Annotated in this window: 20 protein-coding genes and 1 riboswitch; of the genes, 9 read left to right on the top strand and 11 right to left on the bottom strand. The window is 70.3% G+C overall.

Annotated features, from left to right (window positions below):
* Positions 1–4 precede the first annotated feature (4 nt).
* The 4 genes from AB0927_RS20455 to AB0927_RS20470 form a co-directional block, all read right to left on the bottom strand.
* Positions 5–328 (bottom strand): multidrug efflux SMR transporter, encoded by a 324-nt coding sequence (locus AB0927_RS20455; RefSeq protein ID WP_366669061.1) that lies wholly within the window; start codon positions 326–328, stop codon positions 5–7.
* Positions 329–411: 83 nt separating this feature from the next.
* Entirely contained in the window at positions 412–1,422 is a 1,011-nt protein-coding gene (gene rsgA, locus AB0927_RS20460; RefSeq protein WP_366669063.1) for a ribosome small subunit-dependent GTPase A, read from the bottom strand.
* 9 nt (positions 1,423–1,431) lie between these two features.
* Positions 1,432–2,748 (bottom strand): 3-phosphoshikimate 1-carboxyvinyltransferase, encoded by a 1,317-nt coding sequence (aroA, locus tag AB0927_RS20465; protein WP_366669064.1) that lies wholly within the window; start codon positions 2,746–2,748, stop codon positions 1,432–1,434.
* Positions 2,749–2,841: 93 nt separating this feature from the next.
* Positions 2,842–3,564 carry a M50 family metallopeptidase gene (locus AB0927_RS20470; protein WP_366669065.1) on the bottom strand — a complete coding sequence of 241 codons (723 nt, stop codon included), beginning with the start codon at positions 3,562–3,564 and terminating at the stop codon, positions 2,842–2,844.
* 50 nt (positions 3,565–3,614) lie between these two features.
* Between AB0927_RS20470 and AB0927_RS20475 the strand changes: the two genes are divergently transcribed.
* The 8 genes from AB0927_RS20475 (at position 3,615) to AB0927_RS20510 (ending at position 11,027) form a co-directional block, all read left to right on the top strand.
* Positions 3,615–4,430 (top strand): SOS response-associated peptidase, encoded by an 816-nt coding sequence (locus AB0927_RS20475; RefSeq protein ID WP_366669066.1) that lies wholly within the window; start codon positions 3,615–3,617, stop codon positions 4,428–4,430.
* A gap of 1 nt (position 4,431) precedes the next feature.
* Positions 4,432–5,058, top strand: a complete 627-nt coding sequence (locus AB0927_RS20480) for an alpha/beta family hydrolase (RefSeq protein WP_366669067.1) — start codon at positions 4,432–4,434, stop codon at positions 5,056–5,058.
* A gap of 310 nt (positions 5,059–5,368) precedes the next feature.
* Positions 5,369–6,064 (top strand): RNA polymerase sigma factor SigR, encoded by a 696-nt coding sequence (gene sigR, locus AB0927_RS20485; RefSeq protein ID WP_366669068.1) that lies wholly within the window; start codon positions 5,369–5,371, stop codon positions 6,062–6,064.
* Entirely contained in the window at positions 6,061–6,357 is a 297-nt protein-coding gene (gene rsrA / locus AB0927_RS20490) for a mycothiol system anti-sigma-R factor (RefSeq protein WP_366669069.1), read from the top strand. Before sigR ends, rsrA begins: the two co-directional genes overlap by 4 nt.
* A gap of 221 nt (positions 6,358–6,578) precedes the next feature.
* Positions 6,579–7,559, top strand: a complete 981-nt coding sequence (locus AB0927_RS20495) for a hypothetical protein (protein WP_366669070.1) — start codon at positions 6,579–6,581, stop codon at positions 7,557–7,559.
* 73 nt (positions 7,560–7,632) lie between these two features.
* Entirely contained in the window at positions 7,633–8,283 is a 651-nt protein-coding gene (gene def / locus AB0927_RS20500) for a peptide deformylase (protein ID WP_366669071.1), read from the top strand.
* 288 nt (positions 8,284–8,571) lie between these two features.
* On the top strand, positions 8,572–9,657 hold the full coding sequence (gene cyc1 / locus AB0927_RS20505) for an epi-isozizaene synthase (protein ID WP_366669142.1): 1,086 nt from the start codon (positions 8,572–8,574) through the stop codon (positions 9,655–9,657).
* Positions 9,654–11,027 carry a cytochrome P450 gene (locus AB0927_RS20510; protein ID WP_366669072.1) on the top strand — a complete coding sequence of 458 codons (1,374 nt, stop codon included), beginning with the start codon at positions 9,654–9,656 and terminating at the stop codon, positions 11,025–11,027. Before cyc1 ends, AB0927_RS20510 begins: the two co-directional genes overlap by 4 nt.
* A gap of 45 nt (positions 11,028–11,072) precedes the next feature.
* Here AB0927_RS20510 and AB0927_RS20515 read toward each other — a convergent pair whose 3' ends face one another.
* Entirely contained in the window at positions 11,073–12,035 is a 963-nt protein-coding gene (locus tag AB0927_RS20515) for a helix-turn-helix domain-containing protein (protein WP_366669073.1), read from the bottom strand.
* 92 nt (positions 12,036–12,127) lie between these two features.
* On the opposite strand from AB0927_RS20515, the gene AB0927_RS20520 reads away from it, so the two are divergent.
* A complete protein-coding gene (locus AB0927_RS20520) occupies positions 12,128–12,370 on the top strand; it encodes a hypothetical protein (protein ID WP_366669074.1) in 243 nt (80 codons plus the stop codon).
* On the opposite strand, the gene AB0927_RS20525 is transcribed toward AB0927_RS20520, so the two are convergent.
* From AB0927_RS20525 to nagB, 6 genes are all read right to left on the bottom strand, one after another.
* Positions 12,283–13,290, bottom strand: a complete 1,008-nt coding sequence (locus AB0927_RS20525; protein ID WP_366669075.1) for a ribonucleotide-diphosphate reductase subunit beta — start codon at positions 13,288–13,290, stop codon at positions 12,283–12,285. The two genes, AB0927_RS20520 and AB0927_RS20525, sit on opposite strands and share 88 nt — an antisense overlap.
* Positions 13,290–15,671 carry a ribonucleoside-diphosphate reductase subunit alpha gene (locus AB0927_RS20530; RefSeq protein WP_366669077.1) on the bottom strand — a complete coding sequence of 794 codons (2,382 nt, stop codon included), beginning with the start codon at positions 15,669–15,671 and terminating at the stop codon, positions 13,290–13,292. The genes AB0927_RS20525 and AB0927_RS20530 overlap by 1 nt, the downstream gene beginning before the upstream one ends.
* 124 nt (positions 15,672–15,795) lie before the next feature.
* A riboswitch (cobalamin riboswitch) is annotated at positions 15,796–15,956 on the bottom strand.
* A gap of 120 nt (positions 15,957–16,076) precedes the next feature.
* Positions 16,077–17,705 (bottom strand): monocarboxylate uptake permease MctP, encoded by a 1,629-nt coding sequence (mctP, locus tag AB0927_RS20535; RefSeq protein ID WP_366669078.1) that lies wholly within the window; start codon positions 17,703–17,705, stop codon positions 16,077–16,079.
* Positions 17,702–17,965 carry a DUF3311 domain-containing protein gene (locus AB0927_RS20540; protein WP_366669079.1) on the bottom strand — a complete coding sequence of 88 codons (264 nt, stop codon included), beginning with the start codon at positions 17,963–17,965 and terminating at the stop codon, positions 17,702–17,704. The genes mctP and AB0927_RS20540 overlap by 4 nt, the downstream gene beginning before the upstream one ends.
* Positions 17,966–18,107: 142 nt before the next feature.
* The gene (locus tag AB0927_RS20545; RefSeq protein WP_366669080.1) at positions 18,108–18,872 is read right to left on the bottom strand and encodes a GntR family transcriptional regulator; all 765 of its coding nucleotides are present in this window, start codon (positions 18,870–18,872) and stop codon (positions 18,108–18,110) included.
* Positions 18,873–19,033: 161 nt separating this feature from the next.
* Positions 19,034–19,819: a glucosamine-6-phosphate deaminase gene (gene nagB / locus AB0927_RS20550; RefSeq protein WP_366669081.1), complete on the bottom strand. Its 786-nt coding sequence runs from the start codon at positions 19,817–19,819 to the stop codon at positions 19,034–19,036.
* Positions 19,820–20,177: the final 358 nt, after the last annotated feature.

Genomic DNA, 20,177 nt, shown 5'->3' on the forward strand with positions numbered 1-20,177 from the left:
GGGCCTACCGCGCCGAGCCCGACAGCTGCAACCCGATGATCCCGACGATCACGAAGCTGATGGAGACGAGCTTCAGGATGGAGACCACGTCACCCAGGAAGATCATGCCGTAGATCGCCGTGCCGGTCGCGCCGATGCCGGTCCAGACGGCGTAGGCGGGGCCGACGTCGAGTTTGCGCAGGGAGAGGGTCAGCAGGCCGAAGCTGCCGAGGGCGAACGCGGCGAAGGCGATGGTCGGCCACAGCCGGGTGAAGCCGTGGGACAGCTTGAGGCACACGGCGAAGCCGGTCTCCAGCATTCCGGCCACGATGACCAGCAGCCACGCCATGCGCTGTCCTCCCGTTGATCCGGATCTCCGGCCCGGTGTGATTATGCACGCGCCACACCGCGGCCGGGCGGACAACGCGAAGGTCAGTCGCCTTCCGTGCGCTCCCGCGTCGCCAGCAGCCGCCGCAGCGAGTACAGCCGGGCCGGGTCCGCGTGCCCCGCCGCCACCCACGCGTCCAGCGCGCAGTCCGGCTCGTCGTGGCTGCACGCGCGCGGGCAGTCCGCCGTGCCCGGCTCCAGGTCCGGGAAGGCGTTGATGACGCGGGACGGATCGATGTGGGCCAGCCCGAAGGACCGGACGCCCGGCGTGTCGACCACCCAGCCGTCGGCGTCCGCGAGCGGCAGCGCCAGCGCCGACGTGGTGGTGTGCCGGCCGCGCCCCGTCACCGCGTTGACGTGTCCCGTCGTACGCCGCCGTTCCTCCGGGACCAGCGCGTTCACCAGCGTCGTCTTGCCCACGCCGGAGTGGCCCACGAACGCGGTGATCCGCCCGCCCAGCAGCTCCCGCACCCGGTCCGCCGCGTCCCCGCGCGCCAGTTCCTCGCGGCTGGTGACCACGTAGGGGATGTCCAGGTGGCCGTACAGCTCCAGGAGTTTGTCCGGCGGGGCCAGGTCCGACTTGGTCATCACCAGCAGGGGTTCGAGTCCGCCGTCGTAGGCCGCGACCAGGCAGCGGTCGATCAGCCGGGGTCGGGGTTCGGGGTCGGCGAGGGCCGTGACGATCGCCAGTTGGTCGGCGTTGGCGACCACCACGCGCTCGTACGGATCGTCGTCGTCCGCCGTGCGCCGCAGTACCGATGTCCGCTTCTCGATCCGCACGATCCGCGCGAGCGTGTCCTTCATGCCGGACAGGTCGCCGACCAGCGCCACCCGGTCCCCGACCACCGCGGCCTTGCGGCCCAGCTCCCGCGCCTTCATGGCCATCACGATCCGGTCCTCGACCAGACAGGTCAGCCGCCCCCGGTCCACGGTGAGGACCAGCCCCTCGGCCGCGTCCTCGTGCTTGGGCCGGATGTTCGTCCGCGGCCGGTTGCCCTTGCGGTTGGGGCGGCTGCGGATGTCGTCCTCGTCGGTGTGCTTGCCGTAGCGGCGCATGGCGTGTCCCTACTGCCCGAGCATCCCGGTCCACAGCTCGGGGAAGTCCGGCAGGGTCTTCGCCGTCGTCGCGATGTTCTCGATGCGTACGCCCTCGACCGCCAGGCCGATGATCGCGCCGGCGGTGGCCATGCGGTGGTCCTCGTAGGTGTGGAAGGTGCCGCCGCGCAGTGCGCGCGGGCGGATGTGCAGACCGTCGGCCGTCTCCGTGACGTCACCGCCGAGTTCGTTGATCTCCTTGGTGAGCGCGGCCAGCCGGTCCGTCTCGTGCAGCCGCAGATGGGCCACGCCCCGCAGCGTCGAGGGGGAGTCGGCGAGCGCGGCGACGGCCGCGATGCCGGGGGTCAGCTCGCCGACGTCACCGAGGTCCACGTCGACGCCGTGGATGGCGCCGGAACCGGTGAACACCAGCCCGAACTCGGTGAGTTCGCAGGAGCCGCCCATCTCGGTGAAGATCTCCCGCAGCCGGTCGCCCGGCTGCGTGGTGCGCTCCGGCCAGTCCGGGACCAGCACCTTGCCGCCGGTCACCAGGGCCGCCGCCAGGAACGGCTGCGCGTTGGACAGGTCCGGCTCGATCGTCAGGTCCCGGCCGAGCAGCGCGCCCGGCGTCACCCGCCACACGTTCGGCTCGCCGCCCGACTCCGGGGTGTCCACCTGGGCGCCGACCGCGCGCAGCATGTCCACCGTCATCCGGATGTGCGGCAGGGAGGGCAGGGTGGCGCCGGTGTGCCGGACCTCGACGCCCTGGTTGAAGCGGGGGCCCGACAGGAGCAGCGCGGAGACGAACTGCGAGGAGGACGACGCGTCGATCGACACCGGTCCGCCGTCCAGCGCCCCGCCGCCGTGCACGGTCAGCGGCAGCGCGCCCCGGCCGTCGTCGTCGATCCGCGCGCCGAGCCGGCGCAGCGCGTCGATCACACCGCCCAGGGGACGTTCGTACGACCGCGGGTCACCGTCGAACCGGACGGGACCGTCGGCCAGCGCGGCGACCGGCGGCAGGAACCGCATCACGGTGCCCGCGTTGCCGACGTCCACCGTGGTCGGGCCGTGCAGCCCGGTCGGCAGCACCCGCCACGCCTCGCCGGTGCCGTCGGGCCCGACGCCTTCCTCGATCTCCACGCCCATCGCGCGCAGCGCGCCCGCCATCAGCAGGGTGTCCCGGGAGCGCAGCGGGCGGCGCAGCCAGCCGGGCTCGGAGGCGAGGGCGGCCAGCACCAGGGCGCGGTTGGTGACCGACTTGGACCCCGGCACATGGACGGTGGCGTCGACGGCGCCGCTCGCGTGCGGGGCGGGCCAGAGGGCGGAGGAGGCGGTGTTCGGGGCCATGGGCCCACTTTATAAGGAGGGCGGGGCCGCAACCTGCCCGCAGCCGCCGCCCCGGCCGGACCGCGCGGCCCCGGATCCCCGCGGCGAGCGGCCTCAGACCTCCAGCAGCCAGCGCCCGCCGCCGATCAGCGAGCACAGCGACACGGCGTGGAACAGGAACAGCCACAGGGCCGCCGGGACGTGCGTCAGCCGCGAAAGCTGGTCCGCGTCCGAGTCCCCGGCCTCTCCCCGCCGCCGCTTGCGCTGGAGCTCGAACGGCGGCCGTACGCCCCCGAACAGCAGGAACCACACCACCGCGTACGCGAACGCCGCCTGCACCTGCGGTCCCGTGAGCCACGACACCAGCACGAACGCCCCGCCCGCGAGCACCACGGTCAGCACGCCGTACGCGTTGCGGATCATCACCAGCATCACCGACAGCAGGGCCGTGGCCGCCCACAGCAGCAGCGTGATGCGGCCCGCGGCGAGCAGCGCGGCGCCGCCGAGGCCGAGCAGCGAGGGGGCGGTGTAGCCCGCGGCCGCGGTGAGGATCATGCCGAGCCCGTGCGGTTTGCCCCGGCTCACGGTGAGCCCGCTGGTGTCGGAGTGCAGCCGGATGCCGGTGAGCTGCCGGCCGGTGAGCAGGGCGATCAGCCCGTGGCCGCCCTCGTGCGCGATGGTGATCGCGTTGCGCGCCACCCGCCACGGCGGATGCGGCACGACCACCACCAGCGCGGCGGCCAGGGTGGCGAGCACCACCCACAGATCGGGGTCGGGCTGGGTGCCGGTGAGCCGGTCCCAGAGGTCGGGGAACGCGGTGGCGGCGAGGTCCTTCATATGTCCGAGTGGCTCCCTGGGTGGATGCGGAGTCTGGCAGTGTGGCACGTATGTGCGGACGGTATGCAGCCAGTCGTAGGCCCGAGGACCTCGCCGGAACGTTCGGGATCGAGAAATGGGAGCCCGAGGAGACCCTGGGGCCGGACTACAACGTGGCCCCCACCAAAGAGGTCCTCGCCGTGCTCGACCGCCCCCTGAAAGACGCGGACTCCCCGCGCCCGGTTCGCCAGCTGCGCAAGCTCCGGTGGGGACTCGTGCCGTCCTGGTCCAAGACCCCCGAGGGCGGCGCCCGGATGATCAACGCCCGCGCGGAGACCGTGCACGAGAAGCCGTCCTACCGCCGCGCCTTCGCCGCCCGCCGCTGCATCCTGCCCGCCGACGGCTACTACGAATGGGTGACCGGCGAGCAGGAGCGGGACCTGGAGGTGGAGGGCCGGCGCAAACGGCCCCGCAAGCAGCCGTACTTCGTGCTGCCCGCCGACGGCTCGGTGTTCGCGATGGCCGGCCTCTACGAGTTCTGGCGCGACCGCACCCTGCCCGACGACCACCCCCAGGCGTGGTGGGTCACCTGCTCGGTGATCACCACGGAGGCCGAGCGGACGCCGCTGGCCGTCGCCCCCGCCGACGGCCCGCGCTCGCTCGCCGACATCCACCCCCGGATGCCGCTGATGCTCACTCCGGACCGCTGGGACGCCTGGCTCGACCCCTCCCGCACCGACCCGGACGAGCTGCGCGCGCTGCTCGCCCCGCCCCCGCCGTCACTGATGCGCGCCTACCCGGTGGCCACCGCCGTCAGCAACGTCCGCAACAACGGCCCGGAACTGCTGAAGGAGCTGGAAGCCCCGGAAGAGGGCACACTTTTCTAGCGTGATCGAGATTGTGGAGACAGAAGCCGGAACCGCCCGCATCACATGGCACCGGGCCACGGACCCCCGGGTCGTCCTCGCGCTGAGCCACGGCGCGGGCGGCGGCATCGAGGCGCGCGACCTCCAGGCGCTCGCCGGGGCCCTGCCGGAGCACGGGGTGAGCGTGGCGCTCGTCGAACAGCCCTGGCGCGTCGCGGGCAAGAAGATGGCGCCCGCCCCGAAGACGCTGGACACCGGATGGCGCGGGATCTGGCCCGCGCTGGCCGGCATGGAGCTGCCGGTGATCTCCGGCGGCCGCAGCGCCGGCGCCCGCGTCGCCTGCCGTACGGCCACCGAACTGGGCGCCCGCGCCGTCCTCGCCCTGAGCTTCCCGCTGCACCCGCCGGGCGCGCCCGAGAAGTCCCGCGTCCAGGAGCTGCTGGACACCGGCGTGCCCACCCTCGTCGTGCAGGGCGGCAACGACCCCTTCGGGAAGCCCGCCGAGTTCCCTCAGGGCGACTTCCGGCTCGTCGAGGTGCCGGGCGCCGATCATGGCTTCGGCGTCGCCCGGCGCGCGGAGATCGGCCAGGAACGGGCCCTGGAGATCATCACCGACGCTGTGACGGAGTGGACCGCGTCACTCGGGTGACGCCCGGGAATGCCGCGCGCCGCAGTGCTGTTGTGACGCTCAGAAGTGCTGAGGCCTCGGCACCGACGTCGTGGGAAGGGAAGTCCGCCGCATGGGTTCGACCGTCTGCCCGCCCGCCGCCCACCACCACCCTTCGGGGGACGCGCTGGGCGCGGTACCTGTTGATTCCCGCCAGACCGGCGCTGACCTGGCCTGGACGGTGCTCCACGCACCGAAGAACGCCTTGATTCGAGGGGCGGCGGGTGCGGGTCGTGTTCTATCCTCCGAATCGAGTGGGACCACTTTGGGTCCTGCCCGCAATCTTGAGGAGGTGGGTCCGGTCACTGGGACCGACGCGGGGACCGACAGCGGCCAGGCGGAGCAGCCCGAGGGCCGGGGCACGAGCGCGGAGGCGTCCGCCGAGTCGACCGTGGAGCGCAGCGCGCGCTTCGAGCGGGACGCGCTCGAGTTCCTCGACCAGATGTACTCGGCCGCCCTGCGCATGACGCGCAACCCGGCCGACGCCGAGGACCTCGTGCAGGAGACGTACGCCAAGGCCTACGCCTCCTTCCACCAGTTCCGCGAGGGCACCAACCTCAAGGCGTGGCTGTACCGGATCCTCACCAACACCTTCATCAACTCCTACCGCAAGAAGCAGCGTGAACCCCAGCGCTCCGCCGCGGAGGAGATCGAGGACTGGCAGCTCGCCCGTGCCGAGTCGCACATGTCGACGGGGCTGCGCTCCGCCGAGTCGCAGGCGCTCGACCACCTGCCCGACTCGGACGTGAAGGAAGCGCTCCAGGCGATCCCCGAGGAGTTCCGCATCGCCGTGTATCTCGCGGACGTGGAGGGGTTTGCCTACAAGGAGATCGCGGACATCATGGGGACACCCATCGGTACGGTGATGTCCCGGCTGCACCGGGGCCGCCGTCAACTGCGCGGCATGCTGGAGGACTACGCCCGTGAGCGCGGGCTGGTCCCGGCGGGCGCCGGAGAGTCGGACGAAGCGAAAGGTTCGGGCTCATGAGCTGCGGAGAGCCGCACGAGACGGACTGCGGTGAGGTCCTGGACCATCTGTACGAGTTCCTCGACAGCGAGATGCCGGACATCGATCGCGACAAGTTCCGGCACCACTTCGAGGAGTGCTCGCCCTGCCTGGAGAAGTACGGCCTGGAGCAGGCGGTGAAGAAGCTGGTCAAGCGGTGCTGCGGTCATGACGACGTGCCCGCGGACCTGCGCGCCAAGGTGATGGGGCGGCTCGAACTGCTCCGCTCCGGAGTGCCCGCGCCCGAGCACGACGTCACGGCCAAGGACAGCTGAGCCGTCGTCCCGCCGAACATCCTGTACCCCCCGGCACCCTCGCTGATCCCCGCCCGGTTTCCCGCCGGCGAGACGTACGGCACTGTCTGATCCCGCCCCCGCCTGGGTAACCCATGGGTAATGAGCGCCGTTCCCATCGCACGTGGTTGGATGCGAGGGAGAGGGCGCCTGGGGGCACAAGCCAGCCCACTGTGCGGAACTGGAACTGGCAGGCGGGAATCGTGAGGATCTTCGGCAAGGGACGGCACCGGCCCTCCGCCTCCTGGCGGCAGGCCACCGACCGCGCGTTCACGCTCATCGGCGACGGCCGGTACGAGGACGCGGGCGAACTGCTGACCCGTGCGGCCGACCTGGAGCCCTGGCTGTCGGAGTCCTGGTTCAACCTCGCCCTGCTGCACAAGTTCCGGCACGACTGGGAGCAGGCCCGGGCCGCCGGGCTGCGCGCCGTCGCCCTGCTCGACCGCGAGACCGGCGCTCCCGACTGGTGGAACGTGGGCATCGCCGCCACCGCCCTCCAGGACTGGCCGCTGGCCCGCCGCGCCTGGCAGGCGTACGGCCTGAAGGTGCCCGGGGGCGCGACCGCCGCCGGGGAACCGCTCGGCATGGAGCTGGGCAGCGCGGCCGTACGGCTGTCGCCGGAGGGCGAGGCCGAGGTCGTGTGGGGCCGCCGGCTGGACCCCGCGCGGATCGAGGTGCTGTCCATCCCGCTGCCCTCCTCGGGGCGGCGCTGGGGCGAGGTCGTCCTGCACGACGGCGTCCCGCACGGTGAGCGCACCACGTCCGCCGGGCACAGTTACCCCGTCTTCGACGAGATCGAGCTGTGGGCGCCCTCGCCCGTGCCCACCTGGGTGGTCCTCCTGGAGGCGGCCACCGAGGCGGACCGGGACGCGCTGGAGCAACTGGCCGCGGACGCCGGTTTCGCCGCGGAGGACTGGTCGTCCTCGGTGCGGCTGCTGTGCCGGATGTGCAGCGAGTCCCGGATGCCGTCCGACGAGGGCGAGGGAGACCACCTGGACCCGCACGACCACAGCGAACCCGGCCATCCCGGCCCCCTGGGGCATCGCACGGACGGCCAGCTGTGGGTGCCGGAGCGGGAGTGCGGGGTGGCCGCGCCGCCTTCGCTGGTGCGCGGCCTGCTGGACGGGTGGGTGGCCGACAGTCCCGATTCGAGGGACTGGCGGGACTTGGAAGAGGTTTGCTGAGCAGCCGGTGACCGGCCCCCTTTAGGCTGTACACGCAGAATTTTCCAGGCTTGCAGGAAGGCGTACGTCGGTCATGGCGCAGCAGGACACCGATCACCAGCACGCGGGCGTGCTCCCCGTCGACGACGACGGCTATGTCGTGGACACGGGCGACTGCGAGGGTCGCGAGAAGGCCTGGCGGGAGAGCGGTACCTCGCGGCCGATCACGGTCGTCGGCAACCCGGTGCTGCACAAGGAGTGCAGGGACGTCACCGAGTTCGGCGAGGAGCTGCGGCAACTGGCCGCGGACATGTTCGCCAGCCAGCACACCGCCGAGGGCGTGGGCCTGGCCGCCAACCAGATCGGCGTCGACCTGAAGGTCTTCGTCTACGACTGCCAGGACGACGAGGGCGTCCGGCACGTGGGCGTGGTGTGCAACCCGAAGCTGGTCGAGCTGCCCGCCCAGCGGCGCCGCCTCGACGACAACAACGAGGGCTGCCTGTCGGTGCCCGGCGCCTACGCCGAGCTGCCGCGTCCCGACTACGCCGAGGTGACGGGCCAGGACGAGCAGGGCAACCCGATCAAGGTCCGTGGCACCGGATACTTCGCCCGGTGCCTGCAGCACGAGACCGACCACCTCTACGGCTACCTCTACATCGACCGGCTGTCCAAGCGCGACCGCAAGGACGCGCTGCGGCAGATGGCCGAGAAGGAGCCGCGCTACCCCGTGGTCGCCAACGACTGAGGGCCGTCGGCCCGTTGGGCGCCCGGCCGGGATCACTCCCGGCCGGGCGCCCTTCTTGTTGCCCTTCTTCGCTCATCAGTGCGTCGCACAAATGGTCGTTTCTATGAGACCGGTGATCCTTAATCAGTCACGCAAGAGGGGAATCTCGGCACCATGGGGTAGTGAGTGACGCAAATCCGTTCCCACGAAGGTCAGTTGTGGTGCTGAATGGGAAGTGCGGGACAGGTAACGACGCGCACCGGCCCCATCCGGCGGGTGCGTATCCGGCGGCTGAGAGGGGTTTGTTCTGTGCAAGCTTTCCCACACAGCACCACAGAGGCGACGACGGCGGTCGCGGTACCACCCTCACTGGCGCTCCCGGTGATCGAGTCGGACTTTCCCCGGCAACTGCATCCTTATTGGCCGCGACTTCAGGAGAAGACCCGGCTGTGGCTGCTGGAAAAACGGCTGATGCCGGAAGACAAGGTGCGGGAGTACGCGGACGATCTGCGCTACACCGACCTGATGGCGGGCTACTACACGGACGCCCGGGACGACGTACTCCAGGCCATAGCGGACTACAGCGCCTGGTTCTTCGTCTGGGACGACCGGCACGACCGCGACATCGTCCACGCGCGGGCCGGCGACTGGCGGCGGCTGCGCCACCGGCTGCACACGGCACTCGACGCACCCCGGCACCATCTGCACCACCCGGACCCGCTGGTCGCGGGCTTCGCCGACAGCGTGCTGCGGCTCTACGGCTTCCTGCCGGGCTCCTGGAACCGCCGTTTCGCCCGGCATTTCCACGCGGTCATCGAAGCCTACGACCGTGAATTCCGTAATCGCACCCGGGGATATGTGCCGGGCGTCGATGAATACCTCGACCTGCGCCGGCTGACCTTCGCCCACTGGATCTGGACGGACCTGCTGGAACCCAGCGCCGGATGCGAACTCCCGGACGTCATAAGGAAACACCCATCCTATCGCCGGGCCGCGTTGCTCAGTCAGGAATTCGCCGCCTGGTACAACGATCTGTGTTCGCTCCCGAAAGAGCTGGCGGGCGCCGAGGTCCACAATCTCGGAATCAGTCTCATCACCCATGAGGGGCTGACGTACGAGGAGGCGGTGGACGACGTCAGGCAGCGCGTCGAGACCTGCGTCGACGAATTCCTCGAAGCCGAACACGAAGTACTCCTCTTCGCGGATGCACTTGCCGACGGCACAGTCCACGGAAAGGAATTGAGCACCACCGTCCGCACCTGCGTCAGTCATATGCGCAACTGGTTCAGCTCGGTCTACTGGTTCCACCACGAATCCGGCCGGTACATGGTGGACAGCTGGGCCGACCGCTCCACACCCCCGTACGTCACGAGCGAAGCGGCAGGTGAGAAATGACCGTAGAGTCCGTACGGCCCGAGACCCCCGCGGCCCCGGCGGAGCTGCGCGAACCACCCCTGGCCGGCGGTGGCGTACCAGTCCTCGGGCACGGCCTGCGCCTGGTGCGCGATCCGCTGGACTTCATGTCCCGGCTGCGCGACCACGGCGACATCGTGCGCCTCAAGCTCGGCCCCAAGACCGTGTACGCCGTCACCACCCCGGAGCTGACGGGCGCCCTCGCCCTCAGCCCCGACTTCAAGATCGACGGCCCGGTGTGGGAGTCGCTGGTGGGCCTGCTCGGCAAGGAGGGCGTGGCCACCGCCAACGGCCCCCTCCACCGCCGCCAGCGCCGCACCATCCAGCCCGCGTTCCGGATGGACGCCATCCCGGGCTACGGCTCGATCATGGAGGAGGAGGCGCACGCGCTGACCGGGCGCTGGCGGCCCGGCACCACCATCGACTGCACCTCGGAGTCCTTCCGGGTGGCCGTGCGCATGGCCGCCCGCTGTCTGCTGCGCGGCGCGTTCATGGACGAGCGCGCCGAGCGGCTGAGCACCGACCTCGCCACCGTCTTCCGTGGTATGTACCGCAGGATGGTGGTGCCGCTGGGGCCCCTGTACAAACTGCCGTTTCCGGCCAACCGCGAATTCAACCGCGCATTGGCCGATTTGCATCTGCTCGTGGACGAGATCGTCGCCGAGCGGAGGGCATCCGGTCAAAAGCCGGACGATTTGCTGACGGCATTGCTGGAGGCGAAGGACGACAATGGGGAGCCCATCGGGGAGCAGGAGATCCACGATCAGGTCGTGGCGATTATCACCCCGGGTGCCGAAACGATCGCGTCCACGATCATGTGGCTGCTCCAGGCGCTCGCGGCACACCCGGAGCACGCCGAGAAGGTGCGTGCCGAGGTCGAATGCGTGACCGGCGGCCGGCCCGTCGGATTCGAGCACGTCCGTTCCCTCAGGCACACCAACAATGTGATCCTGGAGGCCATCCGGCTGCGCCCCGCCGTATGGATTCTGACGCGCCGGGCGACCGCCGACACCGCGCTCGGGGACTATCGCATTCCGGCCGGGGCGGACATCATCTACAGCCCGTACGCCATTCAGCGCGACCCCCGCTCGTACGACCGCCCGCTCGACTTCGACCCGGACCGCTGGCTTCCGGACCGGGCCGCGCAGGTGCCGAAGTACGCCATGAGCCCCTTCAGCGTCGGCAACCGCAAGTGCCCCAGCGACCACTTCTCCATGGCCCAACTGAGCCTGATCACCGCGGCGATCACGGCGAAGTACCGCTTCGAACCGGCCGACGAGTCCGACGACACCGTCCGCGTGGGCATCACCCTGCGCCCGGGCGACCTGCGGCTGCGGCCGCGGCCCTGGTGAGAGACTCCGGGCGAGACCGGGAGTGACGCCGCTACCGGCGCGTGTTCAGGCGGCCTGCGGGCCCCGGAACGCGCGCCGGTAGGCGTTCGGCGTGGTGCCGAGCGCCCGCACGAACTGGTGGCGCAGCGCGGCCGCCGTGCCGAACCCGGTGCGCGCGGCGATCGCGTCCACCGTCTCGTCCGACCCCTCCAGCAACTCCTGGGCGCGCAGCACCCGTTGGCGCAGGATCCAGCGGTAGGGCGTGGTCCCCGTCTCCTGCTGGAAGCGGCGGGCGAAGGTGCGCGGTGCCATGTGGGCGCGGGCGGCGAGCTGTTCGACGGTCACCTCCAGATCGAGGTGCTCCTCCATCCACACCAGCACCTCGCCGACGGTGTCGCACCGCCCCTTGGGCAGCGGCCGTTCGATGTACTGGGCCTGGCCGCCGTCCCGGTGCGGGGGCACCACCATCCGGCGGGCGATCTTGTTGGCGACCTCGGGGCCCTGCTCCTTGCGCACCAGGTGCAGACACGCGTCGATGCCGGCCGCGGTGCCGGCGGAGGTGATCACCGGGTCCTCGTCCACGTAGAGCACGTCCGGCTCGACGGCGAGCCGCGGATAGCGCTGGGCCAGCCGCTCGGCGTGGTGCCAGTGCACCGCGCACCGCCGCCCGTCCAGCAGGCCCGCGGCGGCCAGCACGAACACCCCGGAGCAGACGCTGAGCACCCGGCAGCCCCGGTCGACGGCCCGCCGCAGCGCCGCGAGCAGCTCGGGCGGATAGTCCCGTTCCACGTAGCTCTCACCGGCCGGGACGGCGATCAGATCGGCCTCTTCCAGCCGCTCCAGGCCGTGCGGCGTGGACACGGTGAACCCGCAGTGGGTGCCGAGGTCGGGCCCCTCGGCCGAGACCACGGCGAAGTCGTACACCGGCAGTCCCTCGTCGCTGCGGTCGATGCCGAACACCTCGCAGACGACGCCCAGCTCGAAGGGGTGCACTCCGTTCAGCAGCACGGCGGCCACGTTCTTCAGCATGTCCCCAGTGTGCCGCAGAGCTGGCAGTAATTCGAGGGTGTACGGCAGTCCTGCCACTCCCGGTCAGCAGCGTCCGGCAGGACAGTAGTGGCATGACTGGAAACCAGATCCAAGGCCTCATCGGAATGACCGCCACCCTCGCGATCCTCGTCCTCCTGGTCCTCCCCTCCGTGCTCGGCATCCTGCGCGACAGGCGCGTCGACCGGCAGATCAGGAAGGCCCAGGAGGCCCGCGCGGACGAGGAGGCTCAGAAGTCCTCGTCCAGGTCGACGGTGCCCTCCACCGCCACCTGGTACGCCGAGGGACGGCGCTCGAAGAAGTTGGTCAGCTCCTGAACACCCTGGAGCTCCATGAAGGAGAAGGGGTTCTCGGAGCCGTAGACCGGCGCGAAGCCCAGCCGGGTCAGGCGCTGGTCGGCCACGCACTCCAGGTACTGCCGCATCGAGTCGGTGTTCATGCCCGGGAGGCCGTCACCGCACAGGTCGCGCGCGAACTGCAGCTCGGCCTCGACGGCCTCCCGCAGCATGTCGGTGACCTCCTGCCGGAGCCGGTCGTCGAACAGCTCCGGCTCCTCCTTGCGGACGGTGTCGACCACGTCGAAGGCGAAGGACATGTGCATCGTCTCGTCCCGGAACACCCAGTTGGTGCCGGTGGCCAGGCCGTGCAGCAGACCCCGGCTGCGGAACCAGTAGACGTACGCGAAGGCGCCGTAGAAGAACAGCCCCTCGATGCACGCGGCGAAGCAGATCAGGTTCAGCAGGAAGCGGCGGCGGTCCGCCTGGGTCTCCAGGCGGTCGAGCTTGTCCACCGAGTCGATCCACTTGAAGCAGAACCCTGCCTTCTCGCGGATCGAGGGGATGTTCTCGACGGCCGCGAACGCCGCCGCGCGGTCCTCCGGGTCGGGCAGATAGGTGTCCAGGAGCGTCAGATAGAACTGGACGTGCACCGCCTCCTCGAAGAGCTGACGGCTCAGGTACAGCCGCGCCTCGGGGGAGTTGATGTGCTTGTACAGCGTCAGCACCAGGTTGTTGGCGACGATCGAGTCGCCCGTCGCGAAGAACGCGACCAGGCGGCCGATCAGATGCTGCTCGGCCGGGCTGAGCTTCGCGAGGTCGGCGACGTCCGAGTGGAGGTCCACCTCCTCCACGGTCCAGGTGTTCTTGATGGCGTCCCGGTAGCGCTCGTAGAAGTCCGGGTAGCGCATGGGACGCAGGGTCAGCTCGAAGCCCGGGTCGAGCAGGTTACGGTCGGACATCACTGGCAGGCCTCGCAGGACTCGGGGTTTTCCAGGGAGCAGGCGACGGCGTCGGGGTCGGCGACCTGCTGGACGGGGATGGTCTGCTGCGCCCGGGCGGCGCGGGCGATGCGGGTCGCCGGGCGCGAGCGCAGGTAGTACGTCGTCTTCAGCCCGGACTTCCAGGCGTAGGCGTACATCGAGGAGAGCTTGCCGATCGTCGGCGTCTCCATGAACAGGTTCAGGGACTGCGCCTGGTCGATGAACGGGGTGCGCGCCGCCGCCATGTCGATCAGACCGCGCTGCGGGATCTCCCACGCCGTGCGGTACAGCGCCCGCACCTCCTCGGGGATCCACGCGAAGCCCTGCACCGAGCCGTTGGACTCGCGCAGCGCCTCCCGGGTGCGCGCGTCCCAGACGCCCAGGTCCTTCAGGTCCCGCACCAGGTACGAGTTGACCTGGAGGAACTCACCGGACAGCGTCTCGCGCTTGAACAGGTTGGACACCTGCGGCTCGATGCACTCGTAGACGCCCGCGATGGAGGCGATGGTGGCCGTCGGGGCGATGGCCAGCAGCAGCGAGTTGCGCAGGCCGACCGCCGCGATCCGCGCCCGCAGCGCCGCCCAGCGCTCGGGCCAGGTCTCCTGGACGCCGTAGTGGTCGGGGTGCAGCACACCCCGCGCGGTGCGGGTCCGCTCCCAGGCCGGCAGCGGGCCGCCCCGCTCGGCCAGGTCGGCGGAGGCCTCGTACGCGGCGAGCATGATCCGCTCGGCGATCCGGGTGGACAGGGCCTTCGCCTCGGGGGAGTCGAAGGGCAGGCGCAGCTTGAAGAAGACGTCCTGGAGGCCCATGACGCCGAGGCCCACCGGGCGCCACCTGGCGTTGGAGCGGCCCGCCTGCTCGGTCGGGTAGAAGTTGATGTCCACCACGCGGTCGAGGAAGGTGACGGCGGTGCGGACGGTCTCGTCCAGGCGCGCCCAGTCGATGCCGTCGGCGTCGATGCCCTCGGCGCCCCGCTCGGCCACGAACGCACCGAGGTTGACGGAGCCCAGGTTGCAGACCGCCGTCTCGCCGTCGTCGGTGACCTCCAGGATCTCCGTGCAGAGGTTGGAGGAGTGGATGACCTGGCCCGGCTCGGCGGTCTGGTTGGCGGTGCGGTTGGCGGCGTCCTTGAAGGTCATCCAGCCCTGGCCGGTCTGCGCGAGGGTGCGCATCATGCGGCCGTACAGCTCACGGGCCGGCATGGTCTTCTTCGCCAGGCCCGCCTCCTCGGCCCGGCGGTAGGCGGCGTCGAACTCCTCGCCGTACAGGTCCACCAGCTCGGGCACGTCCGCCGGGGAGAACAGCGACCACTGCCCGTCGGCGTTCACGCGGCGCATGAACTCGTCCGGTACCCAGTGCGCGAGGTTCAGGTTGTGCGTACGGCGGGCGTCCTCACCGGTGTTGTCCCGCAGCTCCAGGAACTCCTCGATGTCGGAGTGCCAGGTCTCCAGGTACACCGCGGCGGCGCCCTTGCGCCGGCCGCCCTGGTTCACGGCGGCCACCGAGGCGTCCAGGGTCTTCAGGAACGGCACGATGCCGTTGGAGTGCCCGTTGGTACCGCGGATCAGCGAACCGCGGGCACGGATGCGGGAGTACGACAGCCCGATGCCGCCCGCGTGCTTGGAGAGCCGGGCGACCTGGTGGTAGCGGTCGTAGATGGAGTCCAGCTCGTCCAGCGGGGAGTCGAGGAGATAGCAGGACGACATCTGGGGGTGCCGGGTGCCGGAGTTGAACAGCGTGGGCGAGGAGGGCAGGTAGTCGAGCCGACTCATGAGCCCGTAGAGCGCGGCGACCTCGTCCACGGAGCGGGCGGAGTCGTCCTCGGCGAGGCCGGCCGCGACGCGGAGCAGGAAGTGCTGGGGGGTCTCGATGACCTTGCGGGTGAGGGGGTGGCGCAGCAGGTAGCGGCTGTGCAGGGTGCGCAGGCCGAAGTAGCCGAAGCGGTCGTCGGCGGCGGGGTCGACCAGGGCGTCCAGCCGGGCGGCGTGCAGCGCCACGAACGCGGCGGTCCGGTCGGCGATGAGGCCCTCCCGGTGCCCGACGGCCACCGAACCGGTGAACGACGTCACGCCCTGCGAGGCCGCCTCGGCGCGGACGGAGACGGTCAGCAGCCGGGCGGCGAGCCGCGAGTAGGCGGGATCCTCGGAGATCAGGCCGGCCGCGGCCTCGGTCGCGAGCTCGCGCAGTTCCGCCTCGTCGGCGTCCGCCGAGCGGCCGCGCAGGGCGGCGGCGGCGACGCGGCCGGGGTCGGCGTCGGGGAGGTCCCCGGTCAGCTCGGTCAGGGTCCGCAGCAGCGCGGCACCGGGACCTTCGTTCTCCTGGCCTGTGGCTGAAACCGGGTCTGCTGGCGCGATGGTCACGTGGGCTCTCCCTCGCTCGGCACGGGGCCTGGCGGAGGGCAGGGGCAGCAGCCACGAGCGCACACGGCGTCGCGTCCACCGGCCCACTCCACGAGGCCCGGACGTCTCAGAGCACCCGAACCGGCCGGCCGGGTGCGCTGCCGGCAGGTCCTCGGACTGACTCCTGTGCGCAGACACGCACAAGTACACCGTTGCGGGACAGTTCCGGATTCGCACCGGATTCCCCTGCGACGACAGCGAGCATGAGCATACATCTAGTGCCGGGCCGTCATGCCACCCCCAGATGTTGTGTCGCCATGTGTCCATGGGGGACATGCGAAACGGGCCGCCGGCGTGTGACGCCGACGGCCCGCTGCGGGTCGTTCGCGGTTGCCCGGGCCCCCTGAGGGGCTCTGGCGGGCGGTTCTAGTGGGCGCTTCCCGCGGTGGCCGGGGGCAGCTCCACCTGGACGTCCGGGTCGCCCGCGTCCGCCGTGTAGTCCTCGGGACGGGTCTCGTCGATGCCCTCGGGCGCCTTGACGGCCTTCAGGATGAAGGTCAGGACGACCGTGACCAGGACGTTGAGGACGAAGGCCGTCAGACCGATGTAGCCGATCTGGCCGATGCCCGGGATGTCGTCGGACGAGCCGCCGAAGTGCTTCTGGGTCGGGGAGGCGACGCCGTACGCGGCGAGGGTGCCGTAGACCATGCCGACCGCCCAGCCGGCGAGCAGCGCCCAGCGGTGGAACCAGCGGGTGAACAGGCCGCCGACCAGGGCCGGGAAGGTCTGGAGGATCCAGATACCGCCCAGCAGCTGGAAGTTGATGGCGACCGTCTTGTCCATGCCGAGCACGAAGATCAGCGCGCCGACCTTCACCAGCAGCGACACGATCTTGGAGACCTGGGCCTCCTGCTTCGGCGTGGCGTCCGGCTTGATGAAGTCCTTGTAGATGTTGCGCGTGAACAGGTTCGCCGCCGCGATCGACATGATCGCCGCCGGCACCAGCGCGCCGATGCCGATCGCCGCGAACGCCACACCCGTGAACCAGTCCGGGAACATGTTCTCGAAGAGCTGCGGGATCGCCAGCTGACCGTTGGTGACCTTCACGCCGGCCGCGATCGCCATGAAGCCCAGCAGCGCCAGCAGGCCGAGCATCAGGGAGTACAGCGGCAGGATCGTGGTGTTGCGCCGGATCACGTTACGGCTCTTGGAGGAGAGCGTCGCGGTGATCGAGTGCGGGTACATGAACAGCGCGAGCGCGGAGCCGAGGGCCAGCGTGGCGTACGTCCACTGTCCCGCCGGCGGCGGCGCGAGCGCCCCGCGCGGCTTGCCGGTGGCCGGATTCACCTGGCTGAACGCGTGGCCCGCCTTGGCGAAGATGTCGTCGAACCCGCCCAGCTTGATCGGGATGTAGATGATCGCCACGATGATCACGATGTAGATCAGCGCGTCCTTGACGAACGCGATCAGCGCCGGCGCCCGCAGACCCGAGGAGTACGTGTACGCCGCCAGCACCGCGAAGGCGATCAGCAGCGGCAGGTCCTTCACGAACGCGTTGGTGTTCTCGCCGCCGCCGACGCCCAGCACGTCGAGCACCGCCTGGATGCCGACGAGCTGGAGCGCGATGTACGGCATCGTCGCGAGGATGCCGGTCAGCGCGACCGCGAGCGACAGCCCCTTCGAGCCGAACCGGCCACGCACGAAGTCCGAGGTGGTGACGTACCCGTGGCGGTGCGAGACCGACCACAGGCGCGGCAGGAAGGTGAAGATCAGCGGGTACACCAGGATCGTGTACGGCACCGCGAAGAAGCCGGACGCGCCCGCCGCGTAGATCGCCGCCGGCACGGCCACGAAGGTGTACGCCGTGTACAGGTCACCGCCGAGCAGGAACCAGGTGATCCAGGTACCGAACGACCGTCCGCCCAGGCCCCACTCGTCCAGCGAGTGCTCGTTCTCGGCCCTGCGCCAGCGCGCGGCGAGGAAGCCCAGGACCGTGACGGCCAGGAAGAAGAAGATGAAGACGCCGAGTGCGACGCCGTTGACCCCGGTCTTCACTTCGCGGCACCCCCCTGCGCGCCGTGGCGGGAGCGCTGGTCGTGCTGCCACAGCTTGTAAGCGATCATGGTGAGCGCGGTGGAAATGATCACCCAGAGCATCTGGTACCAGTAGAAGAACGGGATCCCGATGAACGCGGGATCCGTCTTCGAGTAAGAGCTCATCCACAGCAGTGCCACGAAGGGCGCGATGAGACAAATGCCGATGACCACACGTACCGGTGTCACCACCGGTGGTCTCACTTCGGGCGATTCTGACATGCTGTGGCTCCGTTCCCTCGTCGATCACCTCTGGTAATGCGCAGGCAATCTAGGTGACGGAATCCAGCCAGTGGAAGACCCTGTCTCAAGCTGTGTATATCGATTCGGCGAAGGAACGGGCACGTCCGGAACGTATACGCGCCTAGTCCACCGGCCGCTTGAGCCGGGCGACGAACTTGTACCGGTCGCCCCGGTACACCGAGCGCACCCACTCCACCGGCTGGCCCGAGCGGTCCAGGGAGTGCCGGGACAGCATCAGCATCGGCAGCCCGACGTCCGTACCGAGCAGGCCGGCCTCGCGCGGGGTGGCCAGCGAGGTCTCGATGGTCTCCTCGGCCTCGGCGAGGTGGACGTCGTACACCTCGGCCAGCGCGGTGTAGAGGGACGTGTACTTCACCAGCGAGCGGCGCAGCGCGGGGAAGCGCTTGGCGGACAGGTGCGTGGTCTCTATGGCCATGGGCTCGCCGTTGGCCATGCGCAGCCGCTCGATGCGCAGCACGCGCCCGCCGGCCGAGATGTCGAGCAGCTCGGCGAGCCGGTCGTCGGCGGTGATGTAGCCGACGTCCAGGAGCTGCGAGGTCGGCTCCAGGCCCTGGGCGCGCATGTCCTCGGTGTAGGAGGTGAGCTGGAGCGCCTGGGAGACCTTGGGCTTGGCGACGAAGGTGCCCTTGCCCTGGATGCGCTCCAGGCGGCCCTCCACGACCAGTTCCTGGAGCGCCTGGCGGACGGTGGTGCGGGAGGTGTCGAACTCCGCGGCCAGCGTGCGCTCCGGCGGCACCGGGGTGCCCGGCACCTGCGTCTCCGTCATGTCGAGCAGGTGCTTCTTCAGGCGGTAGTACTTCGGCACGCGCGCGGTACGGACGGTCGCGCCGGCCTCGTTCTCCGCGCTGCTGACGTCGGTGCTCATGCTCTGCCTTCCCGGCTCCGGATGCCGAAAGCGACCGACATCCCCATCGGCCACGGCTCACATCGTGGCACGGCTTGCTGCGTCAGGACTCCACCCGCACGCTCATGATCTCCTCTGTATACAGCCGGGTCCCGAGCTGGTCTAGTCCAACAGGGCCGGCCCTAGATGCCTTGCCAGTGCGGCTTGTTCGCGTAGGTGTGCCGGAAGTAGCCGGCCAGCTTCAGCTTGGTGGCGGCGGCCTCGTCCACGACGACGGTGGCGTGCGGGTGCAGCTGGAGCGCCGAGGCCGGGCACACGGCCGCCACCGGGCCCTCCACGGTCGCCGCGACCGCGTCCGCCTTGCCCTCGCCGGTCGCGAGGAGCACCAGATGCCGGGCCTCCAGGATGGTGCCGATGCCCTGGGTGATGACGTGGTGCGGGACCTGGTCGATCTCGCCGTCGAAGAAGCGCGCGTTGTCGACGCGGGTCTGCTCGGTCAGGGTCTTGATCCGGGTGCGGGAGGCGAGCGAGGAGCAGGGCTCGTTGAACCCGATGTGCCCGTCGGTGCCGATCCCGAGCAGCTGGAGGTCCACCCCGCCGGCCGCGGCGAGCGCCTGGTCGTACGCCTCGCACGCCGCCTGGACGTCCTCGGCCGTGCCGTCGGGGCCGAGGAAGGCGGACATGCCGATGCCGAGGGGCTCCAGCACCTCGCGGCGCAGCACCGAGCGGTAGGACTCGGGGTGCTCGGCGGGCAGCCCCACGTACTCGTCAAGCTGGGCTATGCGGGCCCGCGCGGTGTCCACGGCGCCGGAGCGCACCTTGGCCGCGAGCGCCTGGTAGACGGGGAGCGGGGTGGAGCCGGTGGCGACGCCGAGCAGGGCGTCGGGCTTGCGTCGCAGCAGCTGTGCCATGGCCTCGGCGATCAGCTCGCCACCCGCCGCGGCGTCCGGAACGATGACAACTTCCACGCTGGGCCTGCCGTTCTGGAGAGGGCTCGTGCGTCTATGTGGTTTAGACCAATCTAACAGAGCGGGTTCCTCGCGCCGATCTCCCGGCGCGAGGCGTGACGGAAATTGCCGCCGCCTTCTGTCCCCATGGTCGACCCCGGCGGGCTAGGCTGCGTGGCATCGAGTGCCATGGGGTCCGCATGCCGGTAGGGCATGGACATGCCTCATGGTCTAGTCCACAATCGAAGAGACTGTTCGAACAAGCGGTGTGAAGCGAACCGTCCGAAGCGGACGGCGCGCAGCGAACAGTACGAAGCGAACAAGCCCCGTCTTCCCCGCACAGGAAGACGGACGAGGAACCGGCGCTCTCTGCCCTGAC

It is taken from the genome of Streptomyces sp. NPDC048106, assembly GCF_040706415.1.
Taxonomy (GTDB): Bacteria; Actinomycetota; Actinomycetes; order Streptomycetales; family Streptomycetaceae; genus Streptomyces.

What these genes read in the sequence shown, in the direction of transcription:
- AB0927_RS20455 (WP_366669061.1), bottom strand. Translation starts at nt 328, where the DNA reads ATGGCGTGGCTGCTGGTCATCGTGGCCGGAATGCTGGAGACCGGCTTC.
- rsgA (WP_366669063.1), bottom strand. Translation starts at nt 1,422, where the DNA reads ATGCGCCGCTACGGCAAGCACACCGACGAGGACGACATCCGCAGCCGC.
- aroA (WP_366669064.1), bottom strand. Translation starts at nt 2,748, where the DNA reads ATGGCCCCGAACACCGCCTCCTCCGCCCTCTGGCCCGCCCCGCACGCG.
- AB0927_RS20470 (WP_366669065.1), bottom strand. Translation starts at nt 3,564, where the DNA reads ATGAAGGACCTCGCCGCCACCGCGTTCCCCGACCTCTGGGACCGGCTC.
- AB0927_RS20475 (WP_366669066.1), top strand. Translation starts at nt 3,615, where the DNA reads ATGTGCGGACGGTATGCAGCCAGTCGTAGGCCCGAGGACCTCGCCGGA.
- rsrA (WP_366669069.1), top strand. Translation starts at nt 6,061, where the DNA reads ATGAGCTGCGGAGAGCCGCACGAGACGGACTGCGGTGAGGTCCTGGAC.
- def (WP_366669071.1), top strand. Translation starts at nt 7,633, where the DNA reads ATGGCGCAGCAGGACACCGATCACCAGCACGCGGGCGTGCTCCCCGTC.
- AB0927_RS20510 (WP_366669072.1), top strand. Translation starts at nt 9,654, where the DNA reads ATGACCGTAGAGTCCGTACGGCCCGAGACCCCCGCGGCCCCGGCGGAG.
- AB0927_RS20515 (WP_366669073.1), bottom strand. Translation starts at nt 12,035, where the DNA reads ATGCTGAAGAACGTGGCCGCCGTGCTGCTGAACGGAGTGCACCCCTTC.
- AB0927_RS20520 (WP_366669074.1), top strand. Translation starts at nt 12,128, where the DNA reads ATGACTGGAAACCAGATCCAAGGCCTCATCGGAATGACCGCCACCCTC.
- AB0927_RS20525 (WP_366669075.1), bottom strand. Translation starts at nt 13,290, where the DNA reads ATGTCCGACCGTAACCTGCTCGACCCGGGCTTCGAGCTGACCCTGCGT.
- AB0927_RS20540 (WP_366669079.1), bottom strand. Translation starts at nt 17,965, where the DNA reads ATGTCAGAATCGCCCGAAGTGAGACCACCGGTGGTGACACCGGTACGT.
- AB0927_RS20545 (WP_366669080.1), bottom strand. Translation starts at nt 18,872, where the DNA reads ATGAGCACCGACGTCAGCAGCGCGGAGAACGAGGCCGGCGCGACCGTC.